This is a genomic window from Sphingobacterium sp. UBA6320, assembly GCF_002440335.1.
GTDB lineage: Bacteria > Bacteroidota > Bacteroidia > Sphingobacteriales > Sphingobacteriaceae > Sphingobacterium.
Map to the genome: position 1 here is coordinate 42,254 of NZ_DJTA01000008.1, position 18,532 is coordinate 60,785.

Annotated in this window: 8 protein-coding genes; 1 reads left to right on the forward strand and 7 read right to left on the reverse strand. The window is 38.6% G+C overall.

Annotated features, from left to right (window positions below; genetic code table 11):
• Positions 1 to 27: 27 nt before the first annotated feature.
• The 7 genes from B3P23_RS04145 to B3P23_RS04175 all read right to left on the reverse strand — a co-directional run bounded on the left by B3P23_RS04145 (position 28) and on the right by B3P23_RS04175 (position 14,023).
• Positions 28 to 1,329 (reverse strand): peptidylprolyl isomerase, encoded by a 1,302-nt coding sequence (locus B3P23_RS04145; RefSeq protein WP_293924679.1) that lies wholly within the window; start codon positions 1,327 to 1,329, stop codon positions 28 to 30.
• Positions 1,330 to 1,442: 113 nt separating this feature from the next.
• Entirely contained in the window at positions 1,443 to 3,152 is a 1,710-nt protein-coding gene (locus tag B3P23_RS04150; RefSeq protein ID WP_293924680.1) for an endo-1,4-beta-xylanase, read from the reverse strand.
• Between the two features lie 29 nt (positions 3,153 to 3,181).
• Positions 3,182 to 4,216 (reverse strand): DUF5627 domain-containing protein, encoded by a 1,035-nt coding sequence (locus tag B3P23_RS04155; RefSeq protein WP_293924681.1) that lies wholly within the window; start codon positions 4,214 to 4,216, stop codon positions 3,182 to 3,184.
• A 17-nt stretch (positions 4,217 to 4,233) separates the two neighbouring features.
• Positions 4,234 to 6,003, reverse strand: coding sequence for a RagB/SusD family nutrient uptake outer membrane protein (locus tag B3P23_RS04160; RefSeq protein ID WP_293924683.1), 1,770 nt, complete (start codon positions 6,001 to 6,003; stop codon positions 4,234 to 4,236).
• A gap of 23 nt (positions 6,004 to 6,026) precedes the next feature.
• Positions 6,027 to 8,894, reverse strand: coding sequence for a SusC/RagA family TonB-linked outer membrane protein (locus B3P23_RS04165; protein WP_293924684.1), 2,868 nt, complete (start codon positions 8,892 to 8,894; stop codon positions 6,027 to 6,029).
• Between the two features lie 35 nt (positions 8,895 to 8,929).
• The gene (locus tag B3P23_RS04170) at positions 8,930 to 10,843 is read right to left on the reverse strand and encodes a RagB/SusD family nutrient uptake outer membrane protein (protein ID WP_293924685.1); all 1,914 of its coding nucleotides are present in this window, start codon (positions 10,841 to 10,843) and stop codon (positions 8,930 to 8,932) included.
• 12 nt (positions 10,844 to 10,855) lie between these two features.
• Positions 10,856 to 14,023 carry a SusC/RagA family TonB-linked outer membrane protein gene (locus tag B3P23_RS04175; protein WP_293924687.1) on the reverse strand — a complete coding sequence of 1,056 codons (3,168 nt, stop codon included), beginning with the start codon at positions 14,021 to 14,023 and terminating at the stop codon, positions 10,856 to 10,858.
• 426 nt (positions 14,024 to 14,449) lie between these two features.
• Between B3P23_RS04175 and B3P23_RS04180 the strand changes: the two genes are divergently transcribed.
• Positions 14,450 to 18,514 (forward strand): hybrid sensor histidine kinase/response regulator transcription factor, encoded by a 4,065-nt coding sequence (locus B3P23_RS04180; protein WP_293924688.1) that lies wholly within the window; start codon positions 14,450 to 14,452, stop codon positions 18,512 to 18,514.
• Positions 18,515 to 18,532: the final 18 nt, after the last annotated feature.

An 18,532-nucleotide genomic window follows, 5' to 3' on the forward strand; every position in this document is an offset into this window, starting at 1 on the left:
TGGTTCTTGAGGTTGGTTTATGCTAAGCTAGGTGATCTTATCAAGGGCTAGGGGGTATCTTTTTTTTAATCTTTCTATTTCATTCTTTGATAGCTCTTTTTCCTTTTTTACATACAATTCTTGTCTCATCTTTTCTTTTTCCTGATCAAAAGGTTTTACTTCATCTTTTTTAGTATGATAATAATTGATGACATCTTGTTCAGTGATCTGAATATTGGGAAGTATGTGCTTTTCTTTAAAGTAATTGACATAAAAATGATTGCGTAGCCAACCTTTTGCTAAGGTATAGGCTTTATCATGTTCGGGTGAAAATTTTTGAGCTTCATGATATAGAAATTCACCAATTAGATAGGTCTCAATCATTTTTTTTACATCTTCTGTATTTTGGAGTGAACCAAAAAATAAAGGTTGATACTGAATAAATTCCTTAAAATCTTTTCCTTTAAATGACTTTGTTTTTCTGTGAAAGGAATATTGCATTAAAAGTAGGCTATCAAGCTGAACGGGCCATTGATTTTTGACAGGATCATAGGATTTACATAAATGAGTGAGTGCTATGTTGTTAAATCTTGGGTTTGTTTCTGCCTTGATCCGTTTGACACTTTCAAATACATATTTATTTGTCATCCTTGTTGTGAGATCTTGACGCAAGAAGGTTTCAATATCCTTAAAGGGGGGAATAGAAGATGGCGTAATGCGATTTACCCGCATGATGTATAGCCCTTGTTCTGTTTCAAATGGACCAATGACTTCCCCCATCTGCGCATGGTCAAGTCCTTCTGTATAGCTGCCGTATGGGAGAAATGGATAGGTTAAGGAGATCTGATGGAACTGTTCTTTTGGTGTTAACGTTTTTAAATGGTTAAATAGGCTTTGATCGGGTGTGCCTAGATGTGCAATAGTCTTGACGGTATCGGATAGTCTGATCAGATCAATATGGTAGGTAAATGCTCTCTTTTTATAGGCTATCTGGAGTAAACTGTCTGTTATTTGTAATTTAGGTTTTACTTCTTTGTTCCAAAGATAACCATCAACTTGTGAAACAAAAAACTTAAGCGCGTAATCCAGGTGTTTGTTGAGTGAACTGATGGTATCGTAATGGTGTTCCTGGGCATAGGCTAAAATGTAAGCTTGTTCGCGAATCTGTTGCTGCCGTTGAACCGAATCAATATGTTTACTTTTTAATTTATCATTCCAATAGCGATACTCATCTTCCATCAGTGAAAAAGAACCGATCTGCAATACGGGTTGAAGCTGTTCTTGGTGTGAGGGATGTGGTGCACAGCGGATACAAAGAAATAAAAACAATAAACAGGCAAGAATTTTCATAAAAAATGTCATAATGATTGCTTGAATGATCGATAAAAAAATAGCGCTGTATCGAATGAGGGGGGAAATGTTTTTCCTCCCCTCAATTGATCAGATCATTTGATGTGATAACCTTATTTTTGTTTTTGCAAAGCTTCTGCTACTGCTTTGTAAGCTGGTTTTCTGACAAAGGACTCTGTCCATATTCCGATAGGCTCTCCTCTGCGCCAATAAGAATTTTCACGATCAGGACTATCAAGAGGACTCCATATGGTGATACCATATTGTTGCGCTTTTGGTATAATCTCAAAATACTTTTCGATCACAAACTGGTACATTTCCGCTTGTTGCTTGTACATTTCGGCAGTCGCATTTACCGTTTTAACGTTTTCGCCAAGACCAATATCAAGCTCGGATACTTTGATAAGTTTTCCTGTTGCAGCAAGTAATTTGTACATGCTTACAATATGATCTTTATTGGTCGTGATATTCATGTGCATTTGCGTGCCAATACCATCGACCTTGACGCCTTTGCTTTCGACATAATTGACATATTCAATAAGACCTTTGCATTTGTTGCCACCTCCTTCAAGACCATAATCGTTGATAAACAGGATATCATTGGGATTGCCATATTTACGTGCAAATTGAATAGCTTTGACAGCATAATCTTTACCCAAGTAATCTTGCCAGTAAAACTCATCTGCTGCCAAATCAGTTTTACCTACACCTGTTTTTAAGGCGAATTGATCTGGCCAATCGGACATGGGTTCGTTTACAACGTCCCAGGCTTTGACATAATCTTTGGTGACTGAAAGCATGCCGGAAATAAATTTCTCCAAAGCTTCGGTTAGAATTTCTTTTTTCTGCTCAGCTGTCTTTACGATCCTGATCCCTCCAGGTCCACCGTAACCTTCTCCTTCGGCAGACTGTATGCGTGTAGAACTATTGCCCCATCCAAACCATCCACCAATTCCTTTTTCAAAATCTCCACCTGGAATGATCTCCGTATCATTGCCTACTTTTTTCAACGATATTTCGTCGACGTATACTGTTCCGGCGAATTGACCAAAATTGATTATGAATCGATTTCTTACTGCCGTTGTTTTTAGTTTTAGTACATATTCTTTATAATCTGTAGTAAAAGCGATGGAACCAAAACTATCTCCAGTATAGTTAGATGTTGCTTGTAGATCTAAGCCAATATTTCCTGCTTTGCTACCTCTTGCAGTTATCTTTAGGATATACTCTGTGTTGTTTTCTATACCTGTGATGTCATAAGCTGCTTGTGCTTCCCATGCATTGACAACGGATGGATTAGTCATCTTTAGTGCATAGCCCGAAAGTGCAGGTACATTGATCCCTCCTGGGACTGGCGCCGAACCAGGGGGCAATAGTACAGGAGCAATTAGGCTATTTAAGTAAGTTGCGTTTTGTCCCGAATGCCACGTCAGGGTATGCCCAAATAACTTCATGTTATTTTCTTTTGCCGCCTTAACCATTTGTTCAACTTTACTTAAATCTAACTCTCCCTCATCTTGAACAATGGAGGCATGTTTCATTTCATACCCTACAACCATTTCTTCGAAATTTCGATTTACTAAACGGTACATGACACCTTTATTGAGGTAGTCGTCCATATTTAAGGCTACACCCCATTTGAAATTGGGATGTGCACTTCGATCGATATATGTAAGCAATGGTGTATAAGAATCAATATCTTCCTGTGCGATTACGCTTTCAGGTTTTTCTACTGAATAGTTTAAAATTTCATGTTTTGCACAGGAATTTAAAAAGAGACCTGCTATGAGGCTCGATCCAATTACTCTATTTAATCTTTTCATGTTCATTTTTTGATTTATAGATTATAGAATTATGGTTTTAGCGCTACAGAAAATGTTTCCATTTTGACTCCTCTGTCACGCATGACCAATGTATCTTGCGTGCTCACAGTCATTTGTGGCATATCAATTTGGTATGTCAGGTACAAAACATCTCTGTCTGTATTTCCCCAGCTATTTTTATCTCCTCTTTTCACAAAAGTGCCTTTTCCAGAAGCTGTTGTGCCACTGGTTGCCGAAGTGATGGTACAGTTATTCTTATCATCAAATGAGAGGAGCAGATTGCAATTGATATTCTTGTCATCTGTTCCTTTAAATACCAATGGAAGGATGGTGTTTTTTAAGGATTTTGTAGAAAGAGTTTTTACTTCATCTTTTTCAACATAAGCCATTCTTCGTGTTTGAGTTTTACTTAGGGAAGTATTTCCATTTTTACCAATAATAACATCTTGACCGCGACGTAGGTAATTGCCGTGCCAAGTATTGATATATTTCAATCCGTAAAATATGTAATCTTTAGGACTGACATCCCAATCATCAGCGACGGCCTTCCGACGCAAACTTCCTGATTTTGGTGTTCCTGAAAGTAGGGAATCTGCATTGGTAACGGAGGTTAATCGAATCGGCAAAACATAATGGGTGGAAATCGCCTTTGGATCAGCAAAAAAATCATCTGTCAGCTGTATTTCTACACCTCCTGTCAAGCTGCCTTTTGGTATCATTATTTTGTTAGATAAGATAGAATAGTAGTTGCTTGGAAGGGGTTTTACCTCTCCGCCATCTGGACTGAAAATGATTTTGTCAGTCATGGCATTGTCAACGGTAAAATCAATACTGATGTCTTTTTCATTATTATAAACACCTCCTGTGGTAGCCATGACTTTAACTTTACCTTGATTATCTAATGAAGTGTCAAAAATGTCTTCCCCCATAGTGACGGTACGTACCGGATACTGATAGGCGAAATATACGGTCTGATACTTAAAATCTGGAAATTCCCAATCCTGATTTTTACAAGATGCAAATGCCAATAATAGGGTCGCGCAAAATATATTTAATTTTTTCATGTCGTTTTTTTAAGGTTTTACCATCCGTTATTTTGTGCCAGGTTGCTGTATTTTAATATTTCGCTATACGGGATAGGTCCATATTGCATATACGGTTCGTAAACACGATTTTCAACGTTGATTGTGGTATAGGTGTTATTTTGGATGCTCATTCCTTTTGCTGGATCTGTCAGATTTTTATTCCATCTCCTGATGTCCCAAAAACGGAATCCTTCAAAGCATAATTCTAAACGTCTTTCGTTTCGGATAAGCTGTCTCATGCGCTCTTTATCGTTTTTTACTTCATTTAGATAAGGATCTCCATTGCTTGTTCCCACTCCGGCTCTGTTTCGGATTGCTTTGATCACATCGTAAGCCGAAAATGACTGTGTGCCAGTTCCCGTAGGTCCCCATGCCTCGTTAGCTGCTTCGGCATACGCGAGGTATATTTCTGTCATGCGCAAGCGCGGCGTAATATGGTATTGACCGGATACGGAGGACGGGTTTAGGTTGACATCTTGGCGCAATAATTTGCGTAAGTAGTATCCTGTACGAGTCGATGTTTCGACTTTATTTAATCCATCATTTGTCGGACTGTTTACCGCTGTATTGATCGCGGTATTATTTACACCTGACGTCGTCCCATTAACTAAAATATAGTTTTTAAGCCTTGGATCTCTGTTATCATAAGGCGATTGCGCATTGAATCCACTGTTGGCAGTTTCTGTGATCGGATATCCATTGGCCATTGGAAAAGCATCCACCAGATTTTGGGTGGGATTGATGCGTCCACGACCAAACAATGTTGGTGGAAATTGATCGGCTTCTAAATCTGATGAAGGATCGCCACGATTTACGCGCCAGAGGATTTCTGAGGTATTGCGTCCTTCATTCATGCTATTCACGCTCTTGCTTTGATAAAATAATCCTCCATCTGGATCTAAACCAGACACGCCTCCTTTTTGTTGAATGACAAGGCCAGCATAGTTTGCCGCATCAGCCCAAGTTGTCGTATTGCCCGTTGCAAAGGCTGGACTAGCGGCCATAAGTGCGGCTTTTGCTTTAATTGCTTGTGCGATTCTTTTGCTTAAACGTAATCGGAAATGTGAACCGAATACCCGATTGTAATCATTCATTTTAATCGCTAAAGCTTTATATTTAGCTGGAATAGCACTTTCCGATGCAATATCTTCATAATCTAATGGTAAAAGATCTTCGGCCTTTTGAATATCAGCATAGATCTGTTGCATGCAAGCCTCAAAAGTAGCACGGCTTTTATTAAAATCAGATTCTAAGTCTTCATGGTCAAGGATAATCGGCACGCCCATTAATTCACCACTACTTGTTTTTCCGGCATGTGACTGCAACAGGTGAAACATAAATAAAGCGCGAAGACCATAGGCTTCACCTTTCATGCGATCATTGAACATCGCTGTGACATTTTCTGTAGCTGCCCAGTTGACTTTATCGGTTATTTTCAAAAAATTATTGATATACTGTATGGCTGATTTACTGTTGCGCCATTGATCCATTGGATTGTTCATCGCTGTCCACTGACCGGTGGCAATTTTTTGATAATCATTAGACCTTTGATTGGTTACTGCATCATCTGTTGCGGCATCGCTAAAAGTCCAGCTATTTGTTGGAACTCTATTGTAACCGTTTAATAACAATCCTTGTGCGTACAATGGTCTGTCGTATGATGTCTCGATATCTAAAATATTTTCGATAGCAGGCTTGAACATATCTTCACAGGAGGTGAGTGATAGGGCAGAGGCCATGCTTAATATGAATATTATTTTTTTCATGTCAATTAGTTTTCACTGATAATTTAGAATAAAGCTTTTACACCAAAATTGAAAAATCTTGTTTGTGGCGCAGCCCCAACCGTGAGCTGCATCGTTTCTTTTTCTTTTGCAAACGTCATCAAGTTAAAGCCATTGGTATAGATACCAAGTTCTTTGATGATACCTTTTCCTAATACACTTGCTGGAAAATCATAAGAGATCTGTACTTTGGAAAAATCAAGTCGATTGGTTTTGTACAGCCAGAAATCCGAATTGCGCAGATTGTTGTCACTGACGCCTGTTGTCAATCGCGGATACGTTGCCGTTTCTTTGTTTTCTTCTGTCCAACGATTGCGTGCTATGATGGAATATTTATCTTCGCCGTCCATCCAGAAGTAAGAACTGTTTTTCATGGCATAGGCGCCGTATCTTGCTGTCGCAATAGCAAAGAAAGTCACATTTTTCCATTTGGCTGTTAGATTAAATCCTAATGAGAAAGGCGATCCTCCCCAACCTGCTTTTCCTAAATAAACTTCGTCACGAGTATCAATGATGCCGTCGCCATTTTGATCTTTATATTTAATATCTCCAGGTTTAACTTCTCCAAAACTACTGGTAGGGGACTGATTTATATCGGCTTGGTCCTGGTAAAATCCTTCATTTTGAAGTCCCCATATTGCATCTAATGGTTTATTGGTGCGGTTTTGATAGCTATTTTCATAAAGTTCATCACGTTTTAAAGCTTTCGTGTCAAAATATAGACCCGTAACACCTAAAGAAAGAAAACTATTGTTAAACGTTTTGTTGATATTTACTCCAAAATCCAGACCTTGACGTTCATCTACATTAAAATTGACAAAAGGTAGATCAGAATAAACTGGCCAGTAAGACATAAAATACATGGGGTACATGGTACTAGGCTGTACGAGCAGACCATGCATCTGATTATAGAAATAAGAAGCATTAAAGGTTACTAAGTTGTTGTACATGGCTCCTTCAACACCCAAGGTGACCTCTCTTCGTTGCGGGTAGCGCATGTCTAGGTTTTCTCCTCTAAAGCGATCAAATGTGTGTACATTATCACCATCTCTCCAACCATTCCATGCAGCATTGTTAAAAGTATAGTATCCTTGATACAAATAAAAGTCTTCTATATCCAAATCGGTATTGATGATCCCGGCAGAAGCTTTTACCTTTAAGTTGTTAAAGACACTATTGTCTTTCATGAACGCTTCTTCGCTTAGGCGCCATGCCATCGATAGGGTAGGTGAAAAGGCTTTACGCTTAGCTTCTGGTAATTTGGCAGAATGAGGCATAGCAGCACTAAAATCTACATAGTACTTGTTTGCAAATTGATATCCAAGTTGTAAACCCAGGTTGGCATTGCTATGTTTATGATATTCTGCAGATTTCCCGATCTGAAAAGCATTGGCCAGTAGTATTGCGGACACGTGATGCTGCTCATTAAAAGTATGGGCGTAATTTAACTGGGCATTAAAACCTAATGTTTGCCTGTATGCACTTGAACCAATATTTTGTATCCCTGAAATCCGATCGTCACCATATTTGGTTAAGCTACTGATGAGGTCATTGCCCGCATAGTTGTTCCAGCTGGCTTGATAGACGGCATAGCTATTATTGTAAGATTGGTTATACTGGTTTTGATAATCAATGGCCATGGCTGTTTTAAAAGTTAAGCCTTCCAGTACACTGTTTAGATCAAAATTAAGTCCCGTATTAAACTGAAATTGTCTGTTCATGTGTCGATTGCTTCCACCTGCATAAATGTTGGCAAATGCATTTGTCTGATCCAATTGACTACCGCCTAATAAATATTTTCCATCGACAAGAAAGTTACTGTTGTTTACAAATATCATCGAATTCTGATCGCTTTCCTCAATCATACTGATCGGTATGAGGGGCGAAAAACGATGCGGCCTAACGGTTGCCGCAGCTCCCCAATAATCGGCATTCACACCTTTTGAGGAGTAAAAACTAGCAGCAGCATCTACATTTAAGGAAATGATTTTGTTTAGTTGTACATCAATATTGCCGCGCATATTAAAACGGTTTGACGTGTTGTTATCGACAGCTTCTCCAAAGTTTAATAATGATCCTGCTGACCAAAATCCGAAATTGGTATAATATTGGGTACGCTCATTACCGCCCGAAACTTCTGCTGTAGCGTCATAACGGTTGTAACTTTTCTTGATAAAATCTGATGCATAGTAATCCACATTGGGATAACGATAGGGATTTTTTCCTGCACTATGTTGATATATTGTTTCTGCTGAATATAAATTTGGAAGGCCGTCGTTGCGTCTGGCCTCATTATACAAAGTCATATATTCTGCTGATCCTAAATATTTGGGATAACTAATTGGAGTATTGATACCTGCATTGGCTCGTATATTAATACTTTGACCTCCACTTTTACCTCTTTTTGTTGTAATATAGATGACGCCTTTAGCAGCTCGACTACCATACAATGCAATTGCATTTGCATCTTTTAATACGGAGATCTGCTCAATCTCAGTAGGCATCACATTGTCGGCATCACGAGGAAATCCATCCACGAGCAATAGATAACCGCTAGCACCCCAGATGTCTCCATTGAAACCGGAAATAAGGGCGTTTAGGTTTTCTAGACTATAAGTTGTATAGTTTTTTTTCATTAACTGAGCTAAATTGACTGCTTGAATTTCGCCCATAACATTTTGTTTTTTTACTTTACGAAAAGCGACCTGTATCAGCTCGGTGCTGTCCATATGCACACTATCTTGTACTGTAAATCTGTTATTTGCATCTGGTGCTATGTTTTTATATTGAAATGAGCGAGATGCTGATGCGTCAAGTGTACTCAGACCGACCATACTTAAGCACAATGCTATTTTTAATTTTTTATACTTCATGTCTCATAATTTTATGAATTGATCGCTTATCCCAGTTACCAGCCAGGATTTTGTGAAAATTCAGGATACATACTTACATCTGAAACTTTCAAGGGTAGCCAATAGTGTTTGCTGGAGAATTTTCGCTCCAATAGTACACTTTCTCTCATGTTCACCACACGGTTTTGTGTAGGGTCATTTTCATTGAAAGTTCCTGATCTATCAAATTCAAGCGATGTTTTGAGTGTATAAGGTCTTTCAGTCAATAATAACCATCTTCTGAGATCGTTGAAACGATGACCTTCATAGGCCAGTTCAACGGCTCTTTCGCGTCTTAATTCTCCAATGAAAGCATCCGCTGATCCAAGAAATTTGGCATTTACACCAGCCACTCCTGCACGTTGACGAATGACATTGACGGCTTCCACGGCTGTTTTATGATAATTTGATGATTTTCCACTAGCTGTGTTATAGCCCATTGCAGCAGCTTCCGCATACATCAGATAAACATCTGCAAGGCGCATATAGGGAACATAGATATGCATATTGGATCCATAGTCAAATGCTCTATCGTAATTGTTTGCGCTGAGCGGAATAAATTTGCGTAATACATAACCCGTACGACTTCCATTCTGAATTTCGCGATAAGAACCTTTGGTATAAAGTTGGGCATATCGATATTCATTTTCTGTTAAATTAATATTAGGAGGTATAGTTCCTTTGATCACTTTAACTCCGTCAAATAGGATATCGTTGTAGAATCGAGGGTCGCGTCCTTTCCATGGATATTCTGGGTCATAGCCGGACTCAGCATCAGCTTGTGTGCTATTTTTAATAGGTAAACCATTGGCCATTCCATAATAATTCACATAATTGGCTGTTGGCACAAATTTAAGCGCGTCACCTTCGGTAATTAAGCTGGGCATGTATTGCTTACTGGTTCCATAATGGGTATTATTACCTGTATTATAAGGACCTCTAAAAATTGCTTCTGTACTACCTGGTAATGCCCAATTTTCACTTATGGTGTAGAAATTGAGGTGATAATTTGCAAAGTCTACCAGTTTATATTGCGTCTGTCCACTTTCCGTTAGCGATAACAATTCTCCAAATGCTTCCGCTGCTTTTTTACAGTATTCTGCATGGTAATTACGGTTTCCTGTTACCGTTTGATTCATTAAAGGACTACCAGCCCAAAGATAATTTTTACCTAAATAACCTAAGGCCATGATTTTGTTGATGCGTAAACCATTTTTACCAAGGGTTCTTTTTCCTGCATTGGTGTTGTCCCAATTGATCGGCAAAAGATTTGCGGCTTCACGGAAATCAGCGGCGGCTAGGTCGGCACACTCATGATAACTTAATCGAGCAAGTGTTAGTTTTTCGTCACTTGGCAATACCGTATTGATATAAGGAAGACCTCCAAAATATTCCATTAATCGATGGTGAAACCAGCCTCTGAAAAATAATAATTGTCCTTTGATGAGGTTGCGTTCTTCTTGTGTGGCTTCTGTCATTCTGTCTAAATTGGCAAGACCAATACTGATTTTTCTCAGACCAAACCAAGAGGCATTCCAAAGATCTTTATTGATATTGCGATCATTGCCACCAAAGAATGTTGTTGTAAAATCTCCTTGTTCCATCCATCCTGCACCCCATCCGTCATGCTGAGACTGCCATCCCCAAAAGTTGCCGTTGTCAATCTTATGTATAAAATGATAGTCTCCAGCGGTTGAGGTGATTTCATCCTCGCCCCAGTTCCAGGAGTTGGTCCAATAGAGGTTTGTGAAGTTGACGATACAATGGTACAGTTCTTCTGTATAGCCTTGAAAATTATTGAAGTTCTTGAAAGCCTCTTCTTCTGATATAATGGATTGTTCTTCTTTATCCAAATACTTTTTACAAGATAGCGTAATAGAAGTCGTAGATATGATGCCGAATGACAATATAATTTTTATATATTTTTTCATAATAATATCGAGTTAAAAAGTAATATTCGCACCTAGGTTAAACCGTTTGACAGTAGGGTAGGCACCTTGAGAGGCCCATCCGGTACCGGCATAATTGGATTCTCGATCATCAGGCATTTTGGACCAGAACAACAGGTTGTGACCATTGAGGAAAACGCGAATATTCTGAAATCCTAAACGACGTATAAACTTATTTTCGCTAGTCATATTATAAGCTATTTCTGCAGTCTTTAGTCGGATAAACGATCCATCATACATAAAGCGGTTGCCTGCAGTATAGTTACTCGGGGTCGCAAGCCAACGTGGTAATGGTACATCGGCATCAGTATGGTCTTTAGACCAATATGATCCTTCGTGATAAGCCAAATTGCGTTGTCTTTCAAAACTATTAAATACGACTTGTCGGGTTACGTTATTGACACCATACCATTGGGTCATGATGCTGAAATTTTTCCAGTCCAATCCAACAGTCAGGTTGTACGTATTCTGTGGAGTAGATGGATAGGCATAAGGAATATTATCTTTGGTATCAATCAAGCCATCCCCATTGTAATCCAAGATGTGGTAATTTCCTGGTAATTTGTTGGCATCATTATTATCATGCATGGTACTTGCATACAGCTCATCCCAGGTATTATAGTAGCCTCCACTGACAAACGAATAGGTTTGGCTGATCTGTTTGTTGTCTAGTTTTTGATAATCAGGTAATAAACCTGGGCTATCTCCTTCAATAACGCGATCTTTGGCATGTGTATAATTCATGTCTGCCCAGACACGCCAATTTTGATTGAAAGCTTTATTCACTTTTAATTCAAGTTCGTAACCTTTATTGGTTACAATACCTAAGTTGGCAGCAGGAGCATCTACTCCAAAATAATCTGGTATAGAGCGGGCATTGCCAGCAATAAGTACATCTTTACGTTTATCGCTAAAGATATTGACCTGTCCTGAAAGTAATCCTTTAAAAAAGGAGAAGTCAGTACCGAAGTTAAATTTTCTGACTTTTTCCCAACGTACATTTGGATTCCCTAATTCATTTTCTCTAAACCAAATGTAACTGCTGCGCTCTGGAGCATCTCCAACGGTACCCATGTGCGACTGACCGCCATAGATCCATTGTGTCAGGTATAAGTAACGGCCATTAACATTGTCATCACCAATGTCTCCATAAGATGCGCGTAGCTTTAACATATCCAAAAAGGAAACATTTTTCATAAAATTCTCTTCTGAAAGCAACCAGCCTATACCACCTGAATTGAAAAATCCAAAGCGGTAACCGCGGGCAAATTTTTCAGATCCTGTATAAGCTCCACTATAATCTAGCATGTATTTTCCTTTATAATTATAGGTGGTACGGAATACCCAATCTTCGCGGTAAAAGGGTTGAATACTTCCTGTTGCATATTGATTACGGTTGAATAAACCCATGGCCGTAATGTTGTGGTCATTGGCGATTTGGGTGGCATAATCAAATTGCAATTGATAGAAAAGTCGACGATAGGTAAAAGCGTTATCAACTGCGCCTGCTTGTTGCGCCCAATTGATCCCTTCCACAAAGTCGAAACGGCTATTATCTATATTTTGTCCGTAAACAGGGATTCCGGTTTCGGGATCAATCCATTTGCTTTGCACATTATTGTATAAATCGTTGACTCCTCTTCCAGATTCGACAAAAGTATTGTCCAAAGAAATACTTCCCCTAACTTTCAGACCGTTTAAAAACATTTTTAAATCTTGCTCCAAAATAAAATCGGAAGTGATTTTACTGGTAGTTGTCAATTCTATGCCCGAGGTGGCAAGGGCCTGTGCGGAGTTGATTCCGACTTGTGAATCTGGTTTGTAAAAACCCCATGTCCCATCTGAATATCTGGGATAAATAACATCTGGAGGTACCGTATAAGCGGCTATCCAATAGCTGTACGAATCACCTCTTCCTGCCCAAGGGCCTTTTTTTCTGCCATGAGAACCGGCAAGATTTGCTGAAAATTTAGTGGTCGGTGTCAATTGGAAATCCAGATTGGACCGCATGTTGAGTCGGTTAAATCCGTATCCTGCTTTATAACCGCGGTTATTGTCATTTTGACGAAACATGTCTCCTTCATAGAGGTAATCAGCACTGGCAAAATATTTGACAAAGTTTGTACCACCTGCAATATTGATATTGCTGTTTTGTGAGAAGGCTTGGCCTTTGAAAAGTTCTTCTGCCCAATTGGTATTGACATAGCGTTCTTTTTCTTCTATGCTGGCCGGGTAACGATATTTATTGATGATATCTTGGGTTTGATATGCTGCCCAACTGTTTGGAGATAGTGCGAGCTCATTCTCAATAACGCGGTTCCGTAACATCATGGCATCATATGAGTCCATTTTTCCGGGTAATTGGGATACCGTTTTGATGATATTATTAACTGTACCTCTTACAGATGCTTTTCCTTCGCGACCTCGTTTCGTGGTTATTAAAATCACCCCATTTGCTCCACGAACACCGTACACAGCGGTTGCGGTGGCGTCTTTTAAGACGGATACTGTTTCTATGGAACTGATATCAACGCTGCTCAATGGACGTTCGACACCATCGACCATGGTTAGTGGATCGGTATTGTTCCAGGTACTGCGTCCGCGAATCACGATACGGGGGTCTTCTTCACCTGGCATACCCGTACTTGCTGTGGTTACTACGCCGGGTACATTACCTGTTAAAGCAGCTCCAACACTCGCCACACCACCAGCACGTTCTAAAATCTTACCGCTTGTCTGTGTTACAGCTCCAACAACGGTTTCTTTTTTCTGTGTACCATAGCCTACTACAACGATTTCGTCGATATCAATATTGGAACTGTTGAGTACGATCTGTAATTCAGTTTTGTTGCCAATATTTACTTCTGTCGTCGTATATCCAATTTTGGATATGATTAGTGTATTACGGTTTTTAGGTACTTGAATAGAAAATGCACCATTGATATCTGTTGATATTCCAGTGTTTCCGTCTTTCACCCTAACAGATGCACTTTCAACAGCTTGTTTTTTCTGGTCAACAACCGTTCCTCGTATTTGTCTTAATTCTTGTGCAGATAACGGACTTGTTCCGAGCATTAGGATAAGAAGCGATGTAATATGAAGGAGGAGAATACCCCATAGTCTTTTCTCATACCAAATAAGTGTGATGGTATATTTCATCATAATATTTTAATTGATTAGATAAATTGGTTTAAAATCATTAATTGGCTTACCCTATCAGAAGGGTTCATTAGCGTTGATAGCTACTTCTCATCATGCATTGCTAAGTACTGTTTTTTGTGCTCATAATCTTGTTCATCTAAATGGTTTATAAATGCCAAGCATATTGTTTTCGATTGTTCATTAGGTTGGTTAGATCTAATAACAAATAGTGAAAATTATCCTTGGTGGTTGGTTTATAATTATTAATCCAAAACTAGTTGATGTAACATTCTTGTGGAGGTAAGAATGTTCAAATGATGAGTAAGTATGTTAAAATTGTACTTAAATGATCAAATAATCTATTTTTTTTGATAGTTTAGGAGTATGGTGATATTTATAAAAAGTGTTGCTGTAAACCTTTAACCAGTTAACTTATTAAACATAAATATGTTGAATTTATTCAAGTGCAAATTTTTAATAATCATTACATTTATTTTTTGCACTGTTTCTAATGCGCAAGAGTTACCTCATTCATTTGAACATTATACAATAAAAGACGGCTTATCTTCTAATACCGTGTTTAGTACCTATAGAGATAGTTATGGTTTTTTATGGATTGGAACTGAAGATGGGTTAAATCGATTTGATGGTTATACGTTTAAAGCTTATCGTTATAACGCAGATGTTGAAGCTGGTTTAAAATCTAATCACATCACTGCATTATGTGAAGATGAGATGGGAAGGGTTTGGATAGGTACTAATGGCGGAAGCTTAAGCTATTATGATCGTAAATTGGACAAAATAGTAAGTTATGATCGAAATGCTAAAGGTGACTGGTTAAGTACGGCAATAACAGCAATTCATACGGATGTCGCAGGTAATATCTGGGTGACCTCATATGGTGGGCTCTTTATCATTAATGTTAAAGATATTCATAAATCACTAGGTGCTCCGTATGGAGCTATCGAAAAGAAGTTTACAAAGTTGACATCCCGCTATGTTTTTAGGGACAGTCAGGGACGGATGTGGGTAGCGGCTGAAAATAAAATCTATCAGTTTAGCGCTAATCTGAAAGATAGTAAAAGTTATGCTGTGCAACACCTCCTCGCATCTCATGGTCAACTACTGGAATTGACTTGTATTGAGGAGGATGAGCATAAGCGTATTTGGGTTTCTTCTCTGGAAGGCATTGTGTATAAAGGTAATCATGAAGATCTATTTTCTGTATTTCAGCCAACATTAGGTGCTAAATTAGGCAGTAAGCGCATTTATAGTATTGCCAAAGATTTAAAAGGGGGACTGTGGATCGGAACTGATAATGGTTTAGGCGTATTAAATACCACCAATTTTGAACTTAAATTTTTTAATCGAGATGTTAGAAATGCCAGAAGTATCAGTCATAAATCGATTCGTTCTATATATCTAGACAAGTTTGGAATATATTGGGTCGGAACGGTGCAGGGGGGGCTGAATAAGTTTGATGTCAACTTGAACCAATTTAACTTGAAGACAATAGACAGCTATGGTAATGAAAATAAGGAGATTAATATGATCACTTCATTTCTGCCGTATAAAAACAATGTTGTGGTGGGCACAGATGGAGGTGGATTGTATATGTACGACCGTACTTCTGATCGATTATCCGCTATTCCAACTGGAGATAAAGAATTGACAGTATTAGCGTTAAAAAGTGGTGATCATGCTAGCGAAATATGGTTGGGAACTTTTGGTAAGGGCGTGATTAAGTTTGATCTAGAAACGAAATCCCGTACACAATATTTGACAGGACCTGGTGATAATCAATTGAATAATAGCGAAGTTTTTAGTTTGGAGAAAGATATCTACGGGGATATATGGGTCGGGACCAATGGCGGCGGAATAAATGTGATACAGTCTAAAGATGGTCTTGTCAAAAAATTCCGTCGTTCTGATAATCCGACAGCAGATGAGATCAGTCCCTCGGCAGATTTTATTCGCGCTTTGAGAAGAGACCATGAGGGACAGATGTGGGTAGGCACGTATGGTGCTGGGATTTGTGTTTATAATCCATATACCCGTAAAACATCGTATTATAATAAAGGTACTAACGCTTTGCCTAATAATTATGTCTTATCGATCTATACGGATCGCTCTGGAAATGTGTATGCAGGCACCAATGGGAATGGAGTAGGGCTGTTGCAAAAAGGTGATCAGCAATTTAAAACGCTATCTGAACGTGATGGCTTGATCAATGATGTCGTACAGAGTATCGTCGAGGATCAGGCTGGGAAAATATGGTTTAGTACAAATAAAGGACTGAGCTGTTATGATCCAATGCAAAAAATATTTAAAAATTATGCTTATTCGGTCGGGCTGCAAGAGGGGGCTTTCATGTTGGGGGCGGGACTAACGCTATCGGATGGGGAGGTATATTTTGGTGGTCAGGAAGGATTTAATCATTTTTATCCCAATAATCTGAAAGTTAATAATAACCGATCTAAACCTGTATTAACAGAATTAAAGATTGACAATAAAGTAATAAGTCCTGCTCAAGGTGGTGTTATATCTGAATCATTATTAACTGCTCAAAAGATCTCCCTAAAGTATAAGCAAAACTTTTCGATCGCATTTGCTGCATTAAACATGACGGTATCTGAGGACAATCAATATGAGTATCGATTGTTGGGGTTTGATAAAAACTGGATAAAAGCGGGTAAGGAACATATTGCTTATTATACCAATTTAGATCCTGGAACCTATACTTTTGAAGTAAGGGCGAGCAATAATGATGGGATCTGGGATGAAGAAATTAAGTCTATTGTAGTTTATGTTGCGCCGCCGATCTGGTTAAAAGGTTATGCCTTTGTGTTTTATGCTATCGTGATTTTAGTAGGATTATATTGGTTGAGAAGTAGAGGCGTGCGTCAACTCAAACAAAAGTTTGCGTTAGAGCAGGAACGTCGAAATGCAGACAATCTCCATCAGCTGGATCAGATGAAAATTAAATTTTTGACAAATTTGAGTCATGAATTTCGTACTCCGATTTCGTTAATTACGGGGCCAATTGATATTTTATTGCTTAAGGAAAAAGATAAGGAAACTTCTCAGCAGATCGCGCTTATAAAACGTAATGCTCATCGCTTGCTCAATCTGGTCAACCAGTTGCTCGATTTTAGAAAAATGGAGGAAAATGAATTGAAGCTCCATAATACGAAAGGGGATTTGGTGGCATTTGTCAAAGATATGTATGATTCTTTTAGTGACATGGCCATTCAAAAGGAAGTCAACTATCGTTTTATGACCTGTGAAGACCATATATTAACTTCTTTCGATCATAATAAAATAGAGCGTATTATATTTAATTTATTGTCGAATGCTTTTAAATTTACTGAAAAAGGAGGGAATATTTCTGTCCATATCCAGTCCGTTGAAGTACAAGAAGCAGGCAATATGATCAAAGTAAAAATAATGGTTAAGGATGATGGCGTCGGAATTCCAAAGGAGTCTCATCAAGCTATTTTTGATAGTTTTTATCAACACGATACGCAAGCTAATATTTTGAATCAAGGATCTGGTATCGGTTTGTCAATTGCAGATTCATTTGTTAAGATGTATGGCGGCAAGATGTATGTGGAGAGTGAGCCCGGATTTGGGAGTTCCTTTTCTTTTGATCTTCTTTTGGAAAAAATGGAGATTGTGCATGATGAGATTTCGGAGTCTGATACCCAGAGAGAGCAAGATCTTGCTGATCCGCACATTCGTCTTCGTCCAGTGGTGTTGATCGTAGAGGATGATGACGATTTTCGAGGTTTTCTAAAAAGCCGATTGGATTCTTTATATCAAATTTTCGAAGCTTCAAATGGGCAAGAAGGATGGCAGAAAGCCCTCTTTCATCATCCCGATCTGATCATTTCGGATGTACAGATGCCCATCATGAATGGTATGGAATTGACTCAGAAATTAGTTCGGGATAAACGGACTAAACATATTCCAATTATATTGTTGACAGCTTCCAGAGTAGAAAATGGATTGGTCTGCGGTCTAGAGTCAGGCGCAGTAGATTATATTTCAAAACCCTTTGACACGGCAGTATTATTGGCAAAAGTTAATAGTCTATTGCTCCTAAATCAAGCTTTTAAAGATGCATATAGCAAACAGTTATCATTTGTGTCCCCTGAAGTGGAAGTCCTTTCTGAGAAAGAAAGGTTTTTACAGAGCGTATTTGAATATGTTCATGAAAACTTGGATAACCCGCAACTGTCTGTTGAGCTATTGAGCAATCACTTATCTATAAGCAGAACATCCCTGTACAATAGGTTGCTTGAATTTTCAGGAATGAGTCCCGTTGATTTTATACGTTCCGTAAGATTAGAGCGCGCTGCTACTTTATTAGAAAAAAGCAGCAATTCCATATCTGAGATTGCTTATGAAACGGGTTTTTCAAATCCTAATTATTTTACCAAAGTATTTAAGGCAAAGTATAAAATGACTCCTTCTGAATATATTCAAGCACAAAAGAGTAATGTGATATAATGCTTTATATACCTTACT

Bases quoted from the DNA above. Each gene is read 5' to 3' on its own strand.
- B3P23_RS04145 (WP_293924679.1), bottom strand. From the start codon at position 1,329: ATGAAAATTCTTGCCTGTTTATTGTTTTTATTTCTTTGTATCCGCTGT.
- B3P23_RS04150 (WP_293924680.1), bottom strand. From the start codon at position 3,152: ATGAAAAGATTAAATAGAGTAATTGGATCGAGCCTCATAGCAGGTCTC.
- B3P23_RS04155 (WP_293924681.1), bottom strand. From the start codon at position 4,216: ATGAAAAAATTAAATATATTTTGCGCGACCCTATTATTGGCATTTGCA.
- B3P23_RS04160 (WP_293924683.1), bottom strand. From the start codon at position 6,003: ATGAAAAAAATAATATTCATATTAAGCATGGCCTCTGCCCTATCACTC.
- B3P23_RS04165 (WP_293924684.1), bottom strand. From the start codon at position 8,894: ATGAAGTATAAAAAATTAAAAATAGCATTGTGCTTAAGTATGGTCGGT.
- B3P23_RS04170 (WP_293924685.1), bottom strand. From the start codon at position 10,843: ATGAAAAAATATATAAAAATTATATTGTCATTCGGCATCATATCTACG.
- B3P23_RS04175 (WP_293924687.1), bottom strand. From the start codon at position 14,023: ATGATGAAATATACCATCACACTTATTTGGTATGAGAAAAGACTATGG.
- B3P23_RS04180 (WP_293924688.1), top strand. From the start codon at position 14,450: ATGTTGAATTTATTCAAGTGCAAATTTTTAATAATCATTACATTTATT.